Source organism: Neisseria sp. CCUG12390, from assembly GCF_047837985.1.
Taxonomy (GTDB): domain Bacteria; phylum Pseudomonadota; class Gammaproteobacteria; order Burkholderiales; family Neisseriaceae; genus Neisseria.
The window spans coordinates 1891690-1908383 of record NZ_CP181244.1 but is presented as its reverse complement, the minus strand read 5'-3'; the positions used below and the strand labels follow the sequence as shown (position 1 = coordinate 1908383).

At 50.0% G+C, this 16694-nt stretch carries 16 protein-coding genes and 1 pseudogene; 15 read left to right on the top strand and 2 right to left on the bottom strand.

What is annotated here, in order from left to right; genetic code table 11:
- Window positions 1–327 precede the first annotated feature (327 nt).
- Window positions 328–3084 carry a preprotein translocase subunit SecA gene (gene secA / locus ACM67E_RS08920; protein ID WP_416191100.1) on the bottom strand — a complete coding sequence of 919 codons (2757 nt, stop codon included), beginning with the start codon at window positions 3082–3084 and terminating at the stop codon, window positions 328–330.
- A gap of 161 nt (window positions 3085–3245) precedes the next feature.
- Here secA and ACM67E_RS08915 point away from each other — a divergent pair, with 161 nt between their 5' ends.
- The 12 genes and pseudogenes from ACM67E_RS08915 (at window position 3246) to trmA (ending at window position 13033) form a co-directional block, all read left to right on the top strand.
- Window positions 3246–3680: a DciA family protein gene (locus tag ACM67E_RS08915; RefSeq protein WP_416191099.1), complete on the top strand. Its 435-nt coding sequence runs from the start codon at window positions 3246–3248 to the stop codon at window positions 3678–3680.
- Window positions 3681–3906: 226 nt separating this feature from the next.
- Window positions 3907–4476, top strand: coding sequence for an azurin (azu, locus tag ACM67E_RS08910; protein ID WP_416191098.1), 570 nt, complete (start codon window positions 3907–3909; stop codon window positions 4474–4476).
- Window positions 4477–4599: 123 nt separating this feature from the next.
- The gene (locus ACM67E_RS08905) at window positions 4600–5109 is read left to right on the top strand and encodes a hemerythrin domain-containing protein (RefSeq protein ID WP_416191097.1); all 510 of its coding nucleotides are present in this window, start codon (window positions 4600–4602) and stop codon (window positions 5107–5109) included.
- Between the two features lie 105 nt (window positions 5110–5214).
- Window positions 5215–5832 (top strand): HI_0552 family protein, encoded by a 618-nt coding sequence (locus ACM67E_RS08900; protein ID WP_416191096.1) that lies wholly within the window; start codon window positions 5215–5217, stop codon window positions 5830–5832.
- 166 nt (window positions 5833–5998) lie between these two features.
- Window positions 5999–7132: a succinyl-diaminopimelate desuccinylase gene (gene dapE, locus ACM67E_RS08895; RefSeq protein WP_416191095.1), complete on the top strand. Its 1134-nt coding sequence runs from the start codon at window positions 5999–6001 to the stop codon at window positions 7130–7132.
- A 265-nt stretch (window positions 7133–7397) separates the two neighbouring features.
- Window positions 7398–7925: pseudogene (locus ACM67E_RS08890) on the top strand (methylated-DNA--[protein]-cysteine S-methyltransferase); the annotation flags it as partial.
- 85 nt (window positions 7926–8010) lie between these two features.
- A complete protein-coding gene (locus ACM67E_RS08885; RefSeq protein ID WP_416191094.1) occupies window positions 8011–9006 on the top strand; it encodes an ornithine carbamoyltransferase in 996 nt (331 codons plus the stop codon).
- Window positions 9007–9150: 144 nt separating this feature from the next.
- A complete protein-coding gene (locus ACM67E_RS08880) occupies window positions 9151–9666 on the top strand; it encodes a hypothetical protein (protein WP_416191093.1) in 516 nt (171 codons plus the stop codon).
- A complete protein-coding gene (locus tag ACM67E_RS08875) occupies window positions 9666–10208 on the top strand; it encodes a hypothetical protein (protein ID WP_416191092.1) in 543 nt (180 codons plus the stop codon). The genes ACM67E_RS08880 and ACM67E_RS08875 overlap by 1 nt, the downstream gene beginning before the upstream one ends.
- 6 nt (window positions 10209–10214) lie before the next feature.
- On the top strand, window positions 10215–11231 hold the full coding sequence (locus ACM67E_RS08870; RefSeq protein WP_416191091.1) for a hypothetical protein: 1017 nt from the start codon (window positions 10215–10217) through the stop codon (window positions 11229–11231).
- A 79-nt stretch (window positions 11232–11310) separates the two neighbouring features.
- Window positions 11311–11835 carry a lytic enzyme gene (locus ACM67E_RS08865; protein WP_416191090.1) on the top strand — a complete coding sequence of 175 codons (525 nt, stop codon included), beginning with the start codon at window positions 11311–11313 and terminating at the stop codon, window positions 11833–11835.
- 112 nt (window positions 11836–11947) lie between these two features.
- Window positions 11948–13033, top strand: a complete 1086-nt coding sequence (gene trmA / locus ACM67E_RS08860) for a tRNA (uridine(54)-C5)-methyltransferase TrmA (protein WP_416191089.1) — start codon at window positions 11948–11950, stop codon at window positions 13031–13033.
- 64 nt (window positions 13034–13097) lie between these two features.
- On the opposite strand, the gene lolA is transcribed toward trmA, so the two are convergent.
- Window positions 13098–13718 (bottom strand): outer membrane lipoprotein chaperone LolA, encoded by a 621-nt coding sequence (gene lolA, locus ACM67E_RS08855; RefSeq protein ID WP_416191088.1) that lies wholly within the window; start codon window positions 13716–13718, stop codon window positions 13098–13100.
- A gap of 304 nt (window positions 13719–14022) precedes the next feature.
- On the opposite strand from lolA, the gene ACM67E_RS08850 reads away from it, so the two are divergent.
- The 3 genes from ACM67E_RS08850 to ACM67E_RS08840 all read left to right on the top strand — a co-directional run bounded on the left by ACM67E_RS08850 (window position 14023) and on the right by ACM67E_RS08840 (window position 16581).
- Window positions 14023–14850: a ferritin-like domain-containing protein gene (locus tag ACM67E_RS08850; RefSeq protein ID WP_416191087.1), complete on the top strand. Its 828-nt coding sequence runs from the start codon at window positions 14023–14025 to the stop codon at window positions 14848–14850.
- Window positions 14851–14882: 32 nt separating this feature from the next.
- Window positions 14883–15845: a cation diffusion facilitator family transporter gene (locus ACM67E_RS08845; protein WP_416191086.1), complete on the top strand. Its 963-nt coding sequence runs from the start codon at window positions 14883–14885 to the stop codon at window positions 15843–15845.
- Between the two features lie 88 nt (window positions 15846–15933).
- The gene (locus ACM67E_RS08840) at window positions 15934–16581 is read left to right on the top strand and encodes an HAD family hydrolase (protein ID WP_416191085.1); all 648 of its coding nucleotides are present in this window, start codon (window positions 15934–15936) and stop codon (window positions 16579–16581) included.
- Window positions 16582–16694 lie beyond the last annotated feature (113 nt).

Genomic DNA, 16694 nt, shown 5'->3' with positions numbered 1-16694 from the left:
AACATAAAGGCCGTCTGAAACGGGTTTTGTTTTCAGACGGTCTGGCAGAATTGTTGTGCATGACGGATGAAAAGGCTGTGTCTGCGTTTTGGATTGATAAATATTGAATTGTCGGAACGCTTCGGCAGCTTGCTTCTCTCGGAAGAGACTCGGGGAGAGACTTTCGGGTTGGCAAGTAAAGATGGCAACACCGCAGAGGTCTCAGCCGCTAAAAAAAGCCGATTTGGAGTTGATTCGATGATGCTGATTTAAATAGCTTTTACAGAAATAAAAGGCCGTCTGAAAACGCAAAAGCTTTTCAGACGGCCTTGATTCATTTTCAATCAATCAGCTCAATTTGCCGTGACACTGCTTGTATTTCAAACCGCTGCCGCACGGGCACGGGTCGTTGCGGTGGACAAGTTCGCCTTTGGCAGCCAAGGTCTCGGGGCTGAAGTCGTTGCCGGTCGGGTCAAAGGCTTCGGTCGCCAGGTCGGTTTTCGATTCGCCGAGCAAGTCTTCGATGTCCGGAGCGTCGGAATGCATTTCCTGGATGTCGGTGATTTGTTGGGCGGCAAAGTCTTCGGCAGGGGTATCGTTGCGTTCGATTTGAACCGAGGCCAGCAGCGAGGCGATGTTGTGTTTGATGCCGTTCCACAGGTTTTCAAACATAGCAAAGGCTTCGCGTTTGTATTCCTGCTTCGGATTTTTTTGCGCGTAGCTGCGCAGGTGGATGCCCTGACGCAGGTAATCCATCGCGGCCAAATGCTCGCGCCATTGGTTATCGATGACTTGCAGCATGACGTTGCGTTCGAAATCAGCCATTTGCTGCTGGCCGACCAGTTCGATTTTCTCGGCGTATTCGGTTTCGATGTGGTCGATCAGGCGTTCTTTCACGTCTTGGCCGTCAAGTGTATTATCGTTTTTCAGCCAGCCTGCGATGTCGGCATTCAGGCGGAAATCGGCCAAGAGTTTGCTTTGCAGCGTCGGCAGATCCCATTGCTCTTCCATGGTGTCCGGCGGCATGTGGGCATCGACCAAGTCGCTGATGACTTCGGCGCGAATGTCTTTGGTTAATCCAGTAACGTCTTTGTTGGTCAGGATTTCGTTGCGTTGGTGGTAAATCACCTTACGCTGGTCGTTGGCCACGTCGTCGTATTCCAACACCTGTTTACGCATGTCGAAGTTGCGGCCTTCGACTTTGCGTTGCGCCCCCTCGATTTGGCGGGTGAGCATGCCGTGTTCGATGGCGACGCCGCGTTCCGGTGCCAGACGGTTGAGAATGGCGGCGGCGCGGTCGAGTGCGAACAGGCGCAGCAGCGGATCTTCAAACGAGAGGTAGAAACGGCTCGAACCAGGGTCGCCCTGACGTCCGGCACGGCCGCGCAGCTGGTTGTCGATGCGGCGGCTTTCGTGGCGTTCGGTACCGATGATGTGCAAACCGCCTGCTGCGACAACTTGGTCGTGTTCGGCCTGCCAGCCGTTTTCCAACGCGGCGATTTGCGCGGATTTGTCTTCGTCGCTCAAGTTTTCGTCGGCTTGGATGGCGTCGGTTTGGTGTTTCAGGTTGCCGCCCAACACGATGTCGGTACCGCGGCCGGCCATGTTGGTGGCCACGGTAATCGCCCCGACCTTACCGGCTTGGGCAACAATCAAGGCTTCGCGCTCGTGTTCTTTCGCGTTCAAAACATTATGCGGCAAACCGGCTTCGGTCAACAGGCGCGAAACCAGTTCCGAGTTTTCGATGCTGGTCGTACCCACCAATACCGGCTGGCCTTTGGCATGGCATTCCTGAATGTCTTTGACCACCGCTTCGAATTTTTCGTCGGTCGAGCGGAAAATCTGGTCGTTGAAGTCTTTACGCTGAATCGGGCGGTTGGTCGGAATAATCACGGTTTCCAAGCCGTAAATGCTTTGGAATTCGAAAGCTTCGGTATCGGCGGTACCGGTCATGCCCGACAGCTTGGTGTAGAGACGGAAATAGTTTTGGAACGTAATGGAAGCCAAGGTTTGGTTTTCGCGCTTGATTTCCACGCCTTCTTTGGCTTCGACAGCCTGGTGCAGGCCTTCCGACCAGCGGCGGCCGGCCATCAGACGGCCTGTGAATTCATCGACGATCACGATTTCGCCGTCTTGAATGACGTAATGCTGATCCAGGTGGAACAGGGTATGCGCACGCAATGCCGCCATCAGGTGGTGCATCAGTGCGATATTGCCGGCGGAATAGAGCGAGTCGTTTTCGGCCAGCAAGCCCATTTGGGTCAGAATCTGCTCGGCGTGTTCGTGGCCGGCTTCGCTTAAAATCACTTGGTGCGCTTTTTCGTCGACCCAATAATCGCCCGCGCCGTCTTCGGTTTCTTGGCGGATTAATTGCGCCGGAACGCTGTCCATCACTTGATAAAGCTGCACATTGTCGTCGGCCTGGCCGGAAATAATCAGCGGGGTGCGGGCTTCGTCAATCAGAATGGAATCGACTTCGTCGACCACGGCAAAATTCAGATCGCGCTGAACTTTGTCGTATTGGTCGGTGACCATGTTGTCGCGCAGGTAATCGAAGCCGAATTCGTTGTTGGTGCCGTAGGTAATGTCGGCGCCGTAAGCGGTTTGGCGGTAGAAAGGCTCCATTTCGGAAACAATCACACCGACGCTCAAGCCTAAGAAGTTATACAGAGGCTCCATAATGCCTGCGTCGCGTGCGGCCAGGTAATCGTTGACGGTAACGACGTGCACGCCTTTGCCGGAGAGGGCGTTCAGGTAAACGGCCAGGGTGGCGACCAGGGTTTTACCTTCGCCGGTACGCATTTCGGCGATTTTGCCGTAGTGCAGCACCATGCCGCCGATGAGCTGAACGTCGAAATGGCGCATACCCAACACGCGGCGGCTGGCCTCGCGGCAGACGGCAAACGCTTCGACCAGGATGTCGTCCAATGAGGCACCTTCGGCCAGGCGTTGTTTGAATTCTGCGGTTTTCCCTTGTAATGCTTCGTCGCTCAAAGCCTGCATATCGGCTTCGAGGGCATTGATTTTCACGACGGATTTACGGTATTGTTTCAGCAAGCGGTCGTTGCGGCTGCCGAAGATTTTCTTTGCAATGTTTGTCAGCATGAATGGTTCCTGCGCCCGATATAAAATAATGGATGGCGAAAGCCGGATTTTAACACAAGCTGTTGTGTAAAGTGGGAATGCCGTCTGAAATAGAGACAGTTTTACCGTATTTCAATATTTGTTGACATAATCACTGACTGAACGAAAAGGCCGTCTGAAACATGAATTTGGAACAATTGGGCAAGAATGACCGGCGGTTGCAGGCCTTGTTGCAACAAGCGCAACAATGGCAGCGGCTGGACAGGGAGGTGAAAAAAATCCTGCCGGCCAATCTGAGCGCGCACTTTCAGACGGCCTGTGTCGAAAGCGGCAACTTGGTATTGCTCGCGGCGAACAATATGGCTTCTTCGCGTCTCAAAATGATTTTGCCTTCGCTGCTGCCGCAGCTGAGGTTGTTGCGCGACGATATTGAAGCGGTGCAGGTCAGGGTGCTGCCCAAACCGTCGGAACAGGAGCGGAGCAATACTTTGGTTTTGAGCGATGCGGCGTTGCAGAGTTTCGAGCAGACCGCCGCCAAACTGCAGGAGCAGCATCCGAAATTGGCGGAACGCTTGGAAAATTTAGTAAAAAAGCATTACCGCAAACCCTCCTGTTAAGAAACGTTAATATCGGAATGGAAAAATACTTGGTCTGAATACAATTTATTTTCAAATTGTAATGGGGTGTAAATCATGCTTTGAACTTTGATTTAAATCAAAGTTTGTCGCAGAATAAAGTCGCATACTTCGTTGTCCGTAAATTTGTCTAAACTCAGATTATGCCTTTAGGCAAAATATTTTTAATGTTTGATAATGTGAAACGCCCATCATTTAGGAGATATATATGAAAGCTTATCTGGCTCTGATTTCCGCTGCCGTCATCGGTTTGGCTGCCTGCTCTCAAGAACCTGCCGCCCCGGCCGCGCCTGCCGAAGCACCTGCTGCTTCTGCTGCCGCGACCGAAGCGCCTGCCGATGCAGCACCTGCATCAGACGCCGCGCCTGCTGAAGCCGCTGCTCCGGCAGCCGGCAATTGCGCGGTGACCGTCGAATCCAACGATGCGATGCAGTTCAACACCAAAGACATCCAAATCAGCAAAGCATGTCCTGAATTCAGCATCACTTTGAAACACGTCGGCACCCAGCCTAAAGCCAGCATGGGCCACAACTTGGTGATTACCAAAGCTGAAGACCAGGAAGGCGTATTCAAAGACGGCGTGGCCGCAGGTCCTGATGCCGATTACCTGAAAGCCGGTGACAGCCGTGTCGTTGCCCACACCAAACTGATTGGTGGCGGCGAAGAAGACACCATCAAAGTCGATCCTGCCAAATTGGCCGACGGCAGCTACAAATTCGTCTGCACCTTCCCGGGACACGGTGCTTTGATGAACGGTACCGTGACTTTGGTTGACTGATTATTTCAGTCGATTAAAACCGAATCGAACAGCCTGCGCACCGTTGCGGGCTGTTTTGTTTTATAAGGCGGACAAAAAGCGTAAAATCCAAAGCCATGCCGTCTGAAAAGTAAGGACCAAACCATGAATCCGTTCGATAACCGGAGCGTAACCTTTGCCGAACCGATTGATATGCTCTATGCTTGCCACGATAAAGTGCGCCGTTTTTGCGGCCAAGTGACGCTGCTGCCCGATTACGTCGCCGAGAACGGGCGTACCGATGTCGTGTTGCAGGCCATTCGTCAAATCAGCCAGTATTTCAACGTTGCCGCGCCTTTGCACCATGAAGACGAAGAGGAAAACTTCTTTCCCCTGCTGCTGCAATACGCGCCGCAGGCGCAGGAAAGCATAGACGAATTATTGCGCCAACACGAAAGCCTGCATGAAAACTGGCAGGCCGTGTCCGCCGAGTTTGCCCGATTGGAGGCTGATGCGGAGTACCGATTGGATACCGAAGCATTGCAGCGGTTTACCGCCGGGTACGATGTGCATCTGGGCATTGAAGAACCCTTGTTTGAAATGGGCAAAACCTTTATTCCCAAAGACAAATTGACCGAAATCGGCGCGATAATGGCGGCGAGAAGAAAAAAGTAACGCATTGAAATGCCGTTTATTTTTCAGACGGCCTTCATCATCGCCAAGGCCGTCTGAAAGCCCGATTCATTCAAAAAACATTCCACTTATCCAAAGAGAACCGCCATGCTCACTCCGCAAAGCAGCGAACTTTTCGACATCCCCTTTTACCAGTTCGCCCAAATGAAAAAACACGCGCCGGAAATGATTGAGCCGACCAAAGCCGCGTATAAACACCATTGGCAGATTTGGCGCGAACTCATCGGGCGCGTGGCCGACGATTTGGGCGAACCCTTTGCGCCGCCGCACATCGAACGCTGGTGCAACGGCTGGCAGGTGCGTGCGCACTTTTTTGCCTATTTCAAATACGCGCAATACAAAGATTCCGCCGCGATTATTTCCATCCTGCTCAACCGCCGCCGTCTCACCGTCAGCCTCGATTGGCATTGCTACAAAGCCGGCGTGTCGCCCATCGCCTTGCCACAATATAACCAATGGCTGGACGGACTCGACGCGCAGAAATACGCCGCTTTCGACATATGGCACGGCGCGGAAGACGAATACGCCGATTATCAAACCGTGGCACAAACGCCGTCTGAAAACATCTGCCTGCGTAACGAAGACGATTTTTTCTGTATCGGCAAACACATCGAGCGTAAGGATTTGGGCAGGAAGGACGTGCAGAAATGGATTGCGCAGGCGGTGGAGGAACTGCTTCCGCTGTATGAGGCGTGTTTTAAGTGAACGGGCTTTCGCGACGGCCTGTGCGTTGTCAGACAACACGTCTCCCGTTATCATCACAAGCATTCTCAGGCCGTCTGAAAGTCGTAGGGCATTCATGCCCACGCGGACATGATTTGAAAAAATGTTTTCAGACGGCCTCAAACCTTATTAAGAAAAAAACACAAAAATGACCGAAACCCAATCCTTAGATTTAGCCAAACAACTGATTTCCCGCCCCTCCGTTACCCCCGACGACCAAAACTGCCAGCAGCTTTTGGCCGAGCGGCTGCAAAAAATCGGTTTTACCGTTGAAGAAATGAATTTCGGCGACACCAAAAACATTTGGGCGCGCCGCGGCAATAGCGCGCCGGTGCTGTGTTTTGCCGGACACACCGATGTCGTACCGAGCGGGCCTGCGGAGAAATGGGACTCGCCGCCGTTTGAACCGACCGAGCGCGACGGGCGTCTGTACGGGCGCGGTGCGGCGGACATGAAAACCAGCATTGCCTGTTTCGTGACCGCCTGCGAACGTTTTGTCGCCGAAAATCCGCATCACGCGGGCAGCATTGCGCTGCTGATTACCTCCGACGAAGAGGGCGATGCGCACGACGGCACGACCAAGGTTGTGGACGCATTGAAAGCGCGCGGCGAGTCGATAGATTACTGCATCGTCGGCGAACCGACTGCAACCAAAACTTTGGGCGATATGTTGAAAAACGGCCGTCGCGGATCGCTGTCGGGCAACCTTACCGTCAAGGGTAGGCAGGGTCATATCGCTTATCCGCACTTGGCGGTCAATCCCGTGCATACGTTCGCCCCTGCGCTGCTGGCTCTGACCCAAGAAGTATGGGACAACGGCAATGATTATTTTCCGCCGACCAGCTTCCAAATCTCCAACATCAACGGCGGCACGGGCGCGACCAACGTGATTCCGGGCGAACTCAACGTCAAATTCAATTTCCGCTTTTCCACCGAATCCACCGAAGAAAGCCTGAAGCAGCGTGTGCACGAAATCCTCGACCGCTGCGGCGTGGATTACGATTTGCAATGGTCTTGTTCCGGCCAGCCGTTTTTGACCCAAGCCGGACGACTCACCGACGTGGCGCGTGCAACGATTCAAAATATCTGCGGCGTGGAAGCCGAGCTGTCCACTAGCGGCGGTACTTCAGACGGCCGTTTCATCAAAGCGATTGCCGCCGAACTGATTGAACTGGGGCCGAGCAACGCGACGATTCATCAGATTAATGAAAACGTATTGCTCGACGATATTCCCAAGTTATCAGCCGTTTACGAAGGTATGATGGCTCAGTTGCTGAAATAGGAAGTTGAGGCCGTCTGAAAACCAATCGGGCGGAAAGCTTGTTTTTAAACCATCAGCACCCTGTTCCCCGTCCCGCCGACGGGAAGGGGTTAGGGGAAGGGTGGCTTTGGGCGGTTAAAGCCATTGATCCATCACCGCCACAAGAAAAAAAGCAGCAATGATTGCGTCCTGCAACTTAAAACAAACCGCATATACCGTTGAAAACAGATAAAAAAGGCCGTCTGAAATGAATCCGACCGATTTGCGCTTCCCCCATAACGACGGCTTTCCCGCCGTTTTGAACGTGGCGCGGTTTGACACGCCCATCGGCAAAATGCTGGCCGTGTTCAGCAGCAAAGGCTTGTGTCTGCTCGAATTTGCCGATCAGAAAAATCTGCAAGGCGAGCTCGACCGTCTCCACTCCGTGCTTCAGGCCAATTTCAGTTGGCAGAAAAGTGTGTATCATGATGTTTTACAAGCGGAATTGGCCGAATATTTCGCAGGCCGTCTGAAAACTTTTTCTACGCCGCTGCACATGGTCGGTACCGTTTTTCAGAAACAGGTTTGGCAGGTTTTGTCCACCATTCCCTACGGTGCAACGTTGAGCTATAAAGAAGAGGCACGGCAGTTGGGCAATTTGAAGGCCGTCCGCGCCGTCGCCGCCGCCAACGGGCAAAATAAAATTTCGATTCTGATTCCGTGCCACCGCGTCATCGGCAGCGACGGCAAACTGACCGGCTACGCCGGCGGCATCGCGCGCAAAAGGTTTCTGCTCGACTTGGAAAGCGGCATGGAGCAGGGAGTGCTGTTTTAACGTTTCAGACGGCCTTGCCTTTCATCAGGCCGTCTGAAAAAATATTTTGAAATCCATTTGAAAACATGATGACAGAGAGAACGAAATGAACCTCAAAAACCGCCATTTTCTCAAGCTCTTAGATTTTACCCAAGACGAAATCCTGCATTATCTGCAACTGGCCGCCGAACTCAAAGCCGCCAAAAAAGCAGGCCGCGAAGTGCAGCGGATGAAAGGCAAAAACATCGCCCTGATTTTCGAGAAAACCTCCACCCGCACGCGTTGCGCGTTTGAAGTGGCCGCGCGCGACCAAGGCGCAGGCGTTACCTATCTCGAGCCGACCGGCAGCCAAATCGGGCATAAGGAAAGCATCAAAGATACCGCGCGCGTGCTGGGGCGCATGTACGACGGCATCGAATACCGCGGCTTCGGGCAGGAAATCGTCGAAGAACTGGCTAAATATGCAGGCGTACCCGTGTTCAACGGTCTGACCAACGAATTCCACCCCACGCAGATGCTGGCCGATGCGCTGACCATGCAGGAACACAGCGATAAGCCGCTGAACCGGGTAGCCTATGCCTATGTCGGCGATGCGCGTTACAACATGGCCAATTCGCTGCTGATTTTGGGGGCAAAATTGGGCATGGACGTGCGCATCGGCGCGCCGAAAGCCTTGTGGCCGTCTGAAAACATCATCGCCCAAGCGCAGGCCGTGGCCGCCGAAACCGGCGCGAAAATCACGTTGACCGAAAGCGCGGAAGAGGCGGTAAAAGGCGTGGATTTTATCCATACCGACGTGTGGGTCAGCATGGGAGAGCCGAAAGAAGTGTGGCAGGAGCGTATCGACTTGCTCAAGGCTTACCGCGTTACCCCCGAACTGATGGCCGCTTCGGGCAACGCGCAAGTGAAATTCATGCACTGCCTGCCCGCTTTCCACAACCGCGAAACCACCGTCGGCGAATGGATTTACGAAACCTTCGGCTTAAACGGCGTGGAAGTGACGGAAGAGGTGTTTGAAAGCGGAGCCAGCATTGTGTTCGACCAAGCCGAAAACCGTATGCACACGATTAAAGCGGTGATGGTGGCCGCTTTGGGCGGGTAAATTTAAGGTTTTTCAAAAGACATCAATGTAAATAAAGATGTTTTTTTTATAATTTTATGGTATAAAGTTCAAGTAATTATTCTAATATGATTTATCATTGGATAAATTTGAATAATTTGGAGTATGAGAGTGAAAAGAATTTTGTTGAGTATATTTCTTTTAAGCGGTTGTATATCAAATCCGATTTCAGCTCCGAAAGATAAGGTTTTAAAAGGAAGTGAAACTGAAAATGTTATTATTAAAAAAGAAATTTTGAATACGGATACCACAAAAAGTAAGTTTACGGTATCTGAAACTACTAATGAACAACGAGTATTGACACTTTGGTTACATGATAAGAATGACAAACTTATCAAAAAAGTAAGCAATAGCAATATTATCCCCTGTGGGGAATGCGGTGATTCTGAATATGATATTAACCTGGAGAAAGATAGTGTGATTGTAGAAATAGAAGGTGGCGGTTGGGAAAGATGGAATGAACAATATATATTTCACTACGATTCTGTAAAGAAAGATTGGTATTTGGCAGAGGCTGCTAGATCTGTGGTTGATACAGCGAATGCGCAATTGGTGAATACAGTCAGGAAAACGAAAGAATCATTTAATAAAATATTGAAATTTTCGGACGTAAAACGAGAAGATATTTTTAGGAGTAAATAATGATTTTAAAAAAATGTTTAATTCCACTGCTGGTGGTTTTATTGGTTATTACTGCATGCGGTACAGTAAATGAAAAAGAAAATTATTTAAGAAATAATTTATTGTACCAGGAAGTGCAAAATTTTCCTTTTGATGTCTCTATCATAGAAGATAATATAAAAGAGTCAAATTCTGGACAGTATAATATAAAAATTGTGAATAAAGTTAATAAAAAAATACAGATAATACAGGTAGGCAAAGCATTAAAAGATGGAAATATTTCTGATTTGTTAAAGGTGGAAGATTTCAATAATGATGGTTATTTGGATATTCTTGCTTCTTCACTTTATCCGTCCTTGCAGATAGTAGATACACTTTATATTTTTGATCCGAAAAGTCAAAAATTTTTAGAAAAAATGGATAATATCCTCTATGAGGGAACTATAAGTATAATCAGACCAGGGTGTATAAAAATCAATTATATTGTCCGTAATGGTATAAATTATTTGGAGCCAGAGATTTTTTGCTGGGTTGTTAATAAATGGAAATCTGAACAGGAGTAAATATAGATGGGTAATAATTTTAGTAATGAGAAATATTTGGCTGCTCGTGATAGGCTGGTAGAGAAAAATGAAAATTTCATTAATAATATCTATTTGGATACCTATGGATTACCTACTGCTGGGATAGGTGTTTTATTGGTTGAGCGACAGAAAGATAGAAGCTGGGAACTAAATTATTCTCGTGTAAATTTAATTGCAGATATAACGAAAATATCCGACGATGATAGAAGAAAATTAATTTCAACCTTAGAAAAGTATACGGATGTATTAGATAAGCATAAAGATAAGCACTATCAAACTTTAGCTGATTTTAGGAAATCTACTTTTGGAAAAGAAGCTCAATCTGTATTGGGCGATATATCCTTCAACAAAGACACTCGTTCGTGGGATGTTTTGACTTCGGCTCAAAGCACGATGAAACTCACAATGACGAATGAGCAAACATTGGAATTGTATAATAGAATATCCTCTGAATATGAAGTTAGGTTAGATACGCTATTGGCAAAAAACAAATGTCCTGTTGAAGCATTGTCTGAAGAACAACGAGCAGGCTTATATTCGATGGTTTATCATGGTTCAACAAATAAAGCTGGGAAAATGGCTGATGCGATTGGCGATTATTGGCGAGGAGAAATTTCTGAGGAAAAATTACGTTCTAGAATCAAGCAATATGGTACGGACCAGAAATTTCAGGAACGTTCAGAAAACGAAATCGAATATATGAATAATATTAAGCAAAATCCGAATAAATTCACTAAGTATAATTTGCAGAATTCAACAAGCCTTGTCAATGATGCAATAAAATCAGAAGAAGAGTTGGATTTTTTCCGACAATTCCGAAACGATAAAGACGGTTCTTTTGCTTCAAAAATGTTAGCAGAAAATCCCCAAGTCATGACAGGTATTGAGGAGAGGGTGCAGGAACAATCTCAACGGGATATGCAGCAACAGCAGGTGGCTCGTGAGATGCAGGAAATAGCACAGCAGCAGGCACGAGACTTCGGTGGTCGTTCTTTCGGCTAATTATGATTTTAAAGATGCTTGTATTTCCAATACAAGCATCTTTATTTTATGATTTGGACAATAATTAGGAATATTTAAAATGGAAGACAGAAATGAATTTGAACGGGCAAAAAGTCTTGTATTGGAGACGGCAGGGGTAATTTCCAAATTCAAACAAGATAGTGAATATGTTGTTAGAAATATCCAGTCTCAGCTAGATAGTTCTTTGGGTGAGCAAAGAAAAATGATGGTTGAAATGGTTCGTGAAGAAATTACACAAGAAGCTTCCCGAGCTGTTCGGCATTATGTTGAAGATATGGAGGAAGCTCGGAATCAGATGGTTCAGCAAGTCAGGGAATTTAATACTTATCTCAATAAAGTTAATGAAGAGAATAAAAAGTTGGCAACCCGCTGGATGATGATTGCAATGGGAACTTTGATGACTTTGGTTGTCGGCGGTATTGCGCTGATTTTCTTTTTTTCAAAAATGGTAGAACAAAAAAGAATGGATGCGGATATGTTGGGGAAAATTAATCGGGCAGATATTGTGCGTTGCGGTGATGAATTGTGCGCCAAGACGGGGAGAGTTGAATCATCGGGTTATCGTGTTATCAAGAGAAGATAAAACATCAAAGTGTTTAAAAGAATAGATATAGATAAGAAGGCTGTCTGAAAATCACATCATTTTCAGACAGCCTATATTATAATGGCGGCTCAAATGATTCTAGAGTTACGTGATGAATGCCTACCGACAGCAGTTAAACGACAAAATCCGTTATTTGCAGGATTTGTTCCGCGGATTGGATTTTCCTGATATTCAGGTATTTGAATCGCCTGAAAAACATTACCGGATGCGTGCCGAGTTCCGCGTGTGGCATGAGGGCGACGAGATTTTTTACGCCATGTTCGAGCGCGGACAGAAAGCCAGTGGCGCGAGTTTGGTGCGTTGCGACCGATTTGACGCGGCTGACCGTTCGATTAACGAACTCATGCCGCGCCTGATTGCGGCGGTAAACGGTAGCCCTATCCTGAAAAACCGTTGGTATGCGGTGGAGTTTTTGGCTACCTTGAGCGGCGAAATGCTGGTGACGATGATTTATCATAAGAAACTGGATGCCGAATGGGAAGCCGCCGCCCGCGCTTTGCAGGACGAATTGGGCGTATGGATTATCGGCCGCAGCCGCGGGCAAAAGCTGGTGTTGGCGCAGGATTTCGTGACCGAAACCTTGCGCGTGGGCAATCAGGATTTCCGTTACCGCCAAATCGAAGGCAGCTTCACCCAGCCCAATGCGCGCGTGTGCGAAAAAATGCTGGCGTGGGCGTGCGAATCGGCGCAGGGCTTGGGCGGCGACATGCTCGAGCTTTATTGCGGCAACGGCAATTTTACCCTGCCGTTGGCCAAACAGTTCCGGCGCGTATTGGCGACCGAGGTGTCGAAAACATCGGTCAACGCCGCGCTGTGGAACATCGAGGCCAACCGGAGCGGCAACGTCAAAATCGCGCGTTTGTCCGCCGAAGAGTTTACCGAGGCCTACACGAAAAACCGCGAATTCCGCCGCTTGCAGGAGCAGGGTGTGGAGCTGGCCGACTATGAGTTTTCCACCATTTTCGTCGATCCGCCGCGTGCCGGCATCGATGACGAAACGCTGAAACTGGTGGCGCAATTCGACAACGTGATTTACATTTCCTGCAATCCCGAAACCTTACGCGCCAATTTGGAAAAATTGAGCCAAACGCATACGGTGGCGCGCGCGGCATTGTTCGACCAATTTCCGTTTACCCACCATATCGAAAGCGGTGTGTTGCTGAAACGGAAGGTTTAAACCAAAGCAAAGGCCGTCTGAAAATCCGTATGGGTTTTCAGACGGCCTTTTTATTTCGAGCCGATTAATTGCTCAATACGTCCACACCTTTGGGCGGCGTGAATTTGAATGTGCCGCGAGACAGGTTCGGTTTGGTGTTCAAGCCGTTGAAACTGATGGTGGTTTGGTTGCCGAAGCTGTCTTTCAGCTGCATGGCGGCCAAGGTATCGCCTTTGAAGCCGATGCGGATGAACTGATAGCCGGCGTTGTTTTTCTTCGGCGTGGCCAAGACGTAGTCGATGCCGTTTGCCGAGCCGTCTTCTTTCAGCGTGTAGCTGCTGTCGAGCGCGGTTTTGTTCGACAGAATCGCCGCAGGGCTGTCGCCGATGGTTTGGTCTTGCGGTGATTTGGTTACTTGCGCCAAATCGACATCGTAAAGCCAGATGGTTTTGCCGTCGCCGACGATGGTTTGTTTGTAGGGTTTGGTGTATTCCCATTTAAACAGACCCGGGCGCAGGATTTGGAATGTGCCGTGTGTGGTTTGGGTTTTCTTTTTGCTTTTGACGGTTTGGCTGAAGCTGCCGGAGATGCCGTCTGAATCGTTGTTGAACTTTTTCAGCGCATCGACTGCGCCTGCATGTGCCAGGCCGACGGCTGCGCTCAGGCCTGCGGCGGCAATCCATTTCAAAAGGGTTGGTTGTTTCATACTGTGTTTCCTTGTTCAGGGGTTGACGGCGTCCAGTATAGGCGTAATTTTTCCGCTTACAAGGGGGAGACGGGGGATTTAGTTTTTGTAAATGTGTCAAATTTGGCCTAGGGATTTGAATCTTAGGTATTTTTACACGGGAAAACAGATGGGTTTTCACATTTTTTTAATTCTGAAAATTGTTGGATAAACAGTATTTACGGTGGTCTTTACAAATTTCATCTCTGTATCGGCAAATAAATGAGAGGCCGTCTGAAAGATCTCGTCGCGTTATAATGCATACAAACCCCGATGCGGAGAAATCATGCCTTATAACCCTTATCCTTTGCTCGAACGCGCCTTGCTTTCTGATGCGCCCGATGAAAAAAGCGCGCTGACCAACCAATTGTTTGCCGAAATACAGAATGTCGAATTAACGGATGACGGCATGCATCCGCCTTTGGATTTCCGTTTTGCCGGCCGGCCGAAAAAGCCGGAACTGGTACCGGCTTCGGCCGTGAAACCGCGCAAAATGACCACGCCGGAAGGCTACGGCGCGTTGCTGCACGCGATTGCACACATCGAATTTAATGCGGTCAACCTGGCGTTGGACGCAGCCTACCGTTTCCGCCTGATGCCGCCGCAGTTTACCCGAGATTGGATTCTGGTGGCGAAAGAAGAGGTTTACCATTTCAATCTGATGCGCGACCGCTTGCGGCATTACGGTTTCGACTACGGCGGTTTCGAAGCGCACAACCATTTGTGGGACATGGCTTACAAAACCGCCTACGATCCCTTGCTGCGCATGGCTTTGGTGCCGCGCGTGCTGGAGGCGCGGGGGTTGGACGTAACGCCGAGCATCCGCGCCAAGGTGGAACAGCGCGGCGATGCGGACACTTGCGCGGTGTTGGACATTATCTACCGCGATGAAGTCGGCCATGTCCGCATCGGCAACCATTGGTACCAGCATTTGTGCCGCGAACGCGGCTTGGAGCCGATTGCTTTGTTCCGCAGGCTGCTGGCGCGTTACGATATGTTTATTTTCCGCGGCTATGTCAACATCGAAGCCCGGGAGCGGGCGGGATTCAGCGCGTTTGAACTGGCTATGCTGGAAGATTTCGAGCAGAGCCTGAAAGAAGGAAAGGCCGTCTGAAAAATTTTCAGACGGCCTCAAAAGGAAGAGATATGGCACATCATCATTCTCACACGCATACACACGCTCATTCGCATACCGGCAATAAAGCCGTTTTGCGCATTTCGTTTTTCATCATCTCCGCCTTTATGCTGGCAGAGGCCGCAGGCGGCTGGCTGACCAACTCGCTTGCGCTGCTGTCGGACGCGGGACACATGTTCAGCGATGCGTTTTCCTTGGGCATGGCCTTATGGGCGTTCAAAATCGGCGAAAGGCAGACGACGCTGCAAAAGACTTTCGGCTACAAACGTTTCGAAATCCTGGCGGCGGCATTGAACGGCCTGCTCTTGGTGGCGATTGCCGCGCTGATTGTTTACGAAGCGGTGCAGCGTTTTATTGCACCGCCGCAAATCGCCACCGCCGGTATGCTGTTCATCAGCGTGCTGGGTTTGCTGGTCAATGTCGGCGTGGCCGTGTATATGGCGAAAAACGGCGATACCGAGGAAAACGTCAACATGCGTGGTGCGTATCTTCATGTGCTCAGCGATATGTTCGGTTCCGTCGGCGCGGTTGCGGCGGCCTTGCTGATGATGGCCTACGGCTGGACATGGGCGGATCCCTTGGCCAGTATTCTGGTGGCGGCCTTGGTCGGGCGCAGCGGTTGGGTATTGTTCAGGCAGACGCTGCATATTCTGATGGAAGGCGCACCGGAAAATGTGGACACCGGCGAAGTGTTGGCCGCCATCCGGCAGGTTGAAGGCGTGCAGTCGGTACATGATTTGCATGTGTGGACGATTACCAGCAATATCAATGTGTTGTCCTGTCATATTGTGGTAGACGGCAGGCTGGCGGTTGCTGAAGCCGAGCGGATTATTTATCAGATCGAACATGTTTTGGCGCATCACAACATCACCCACAGCACGGTGCAGGTCGAAAGTGACCGCCACCCGCACGAAGACAGCGTGTTGTGTTCTTTCAACACACATGCCCACCCGCACACACACGGACATCATTAAAATCTGTTAAAATCATGCCGTTTGGAATTTACATATTTTCAGACGGCCTTTTTTGTTTTCAGACGGCCTGTATCGATAAGGAATACTCATGACCCGAGCCGTATTATTCGACTTAGACGGCACGCTTGCCGACACTGCGCAGGATTTGGGCGGTGCATTGAATTTCGTATTGCGTGCCAACGGATTGGCCGAAAAAAGCATGGATGAAATCCGCCCCGTCGCCAGCCACGGCGCCAACGGTTTACTGAAAATGGGCGCGGGCATCACGCCGGATCATCCCGACCATGCGCAATGGCGGCAGACATTTCTCGACCGCTATGAGGAGTGTTATGCCGATGAAACGGTATTGTTCGACGGCATCAACGAATTGTTGCGCGAACTCGACAAACGCGGCTTGGCATGGGGCATCATTACCAACAAACCGGCGAAATTCACCGATAAATTGGTGCCGCAACTCGGATTTGCCGTGCCGCCGGCGGTGGTCATCAGCGGCGACACCTGCGGCGAAGCCAAGCCCAGCGTGAAACCGATGCTGCACGCCTGCGGACAAATCGGCGTCAAACCGGAAGAGTGCGTGTATTTGGGCGATGCCGAGCGCGATATGCAGGCGGCGAAGAATGCGGGCATGAAAGCGGTGTTGGTCAATTGGGGCTACATTGCCGAAGACGACGATACCGAAGCGTGGTTGCAGGACGTATGCATCGATACACCGCTGGATTTGTTGGCGGTTTTATAAACCGTTTTGTAGGGCGTTCATCGGCCGGTCAATCCGCGTTAAGCAAATGACGGTATAAAACATCAACGCCAAATCAAATTCAGCCTGATAAAACATGCCGTCTGAAATTTTTC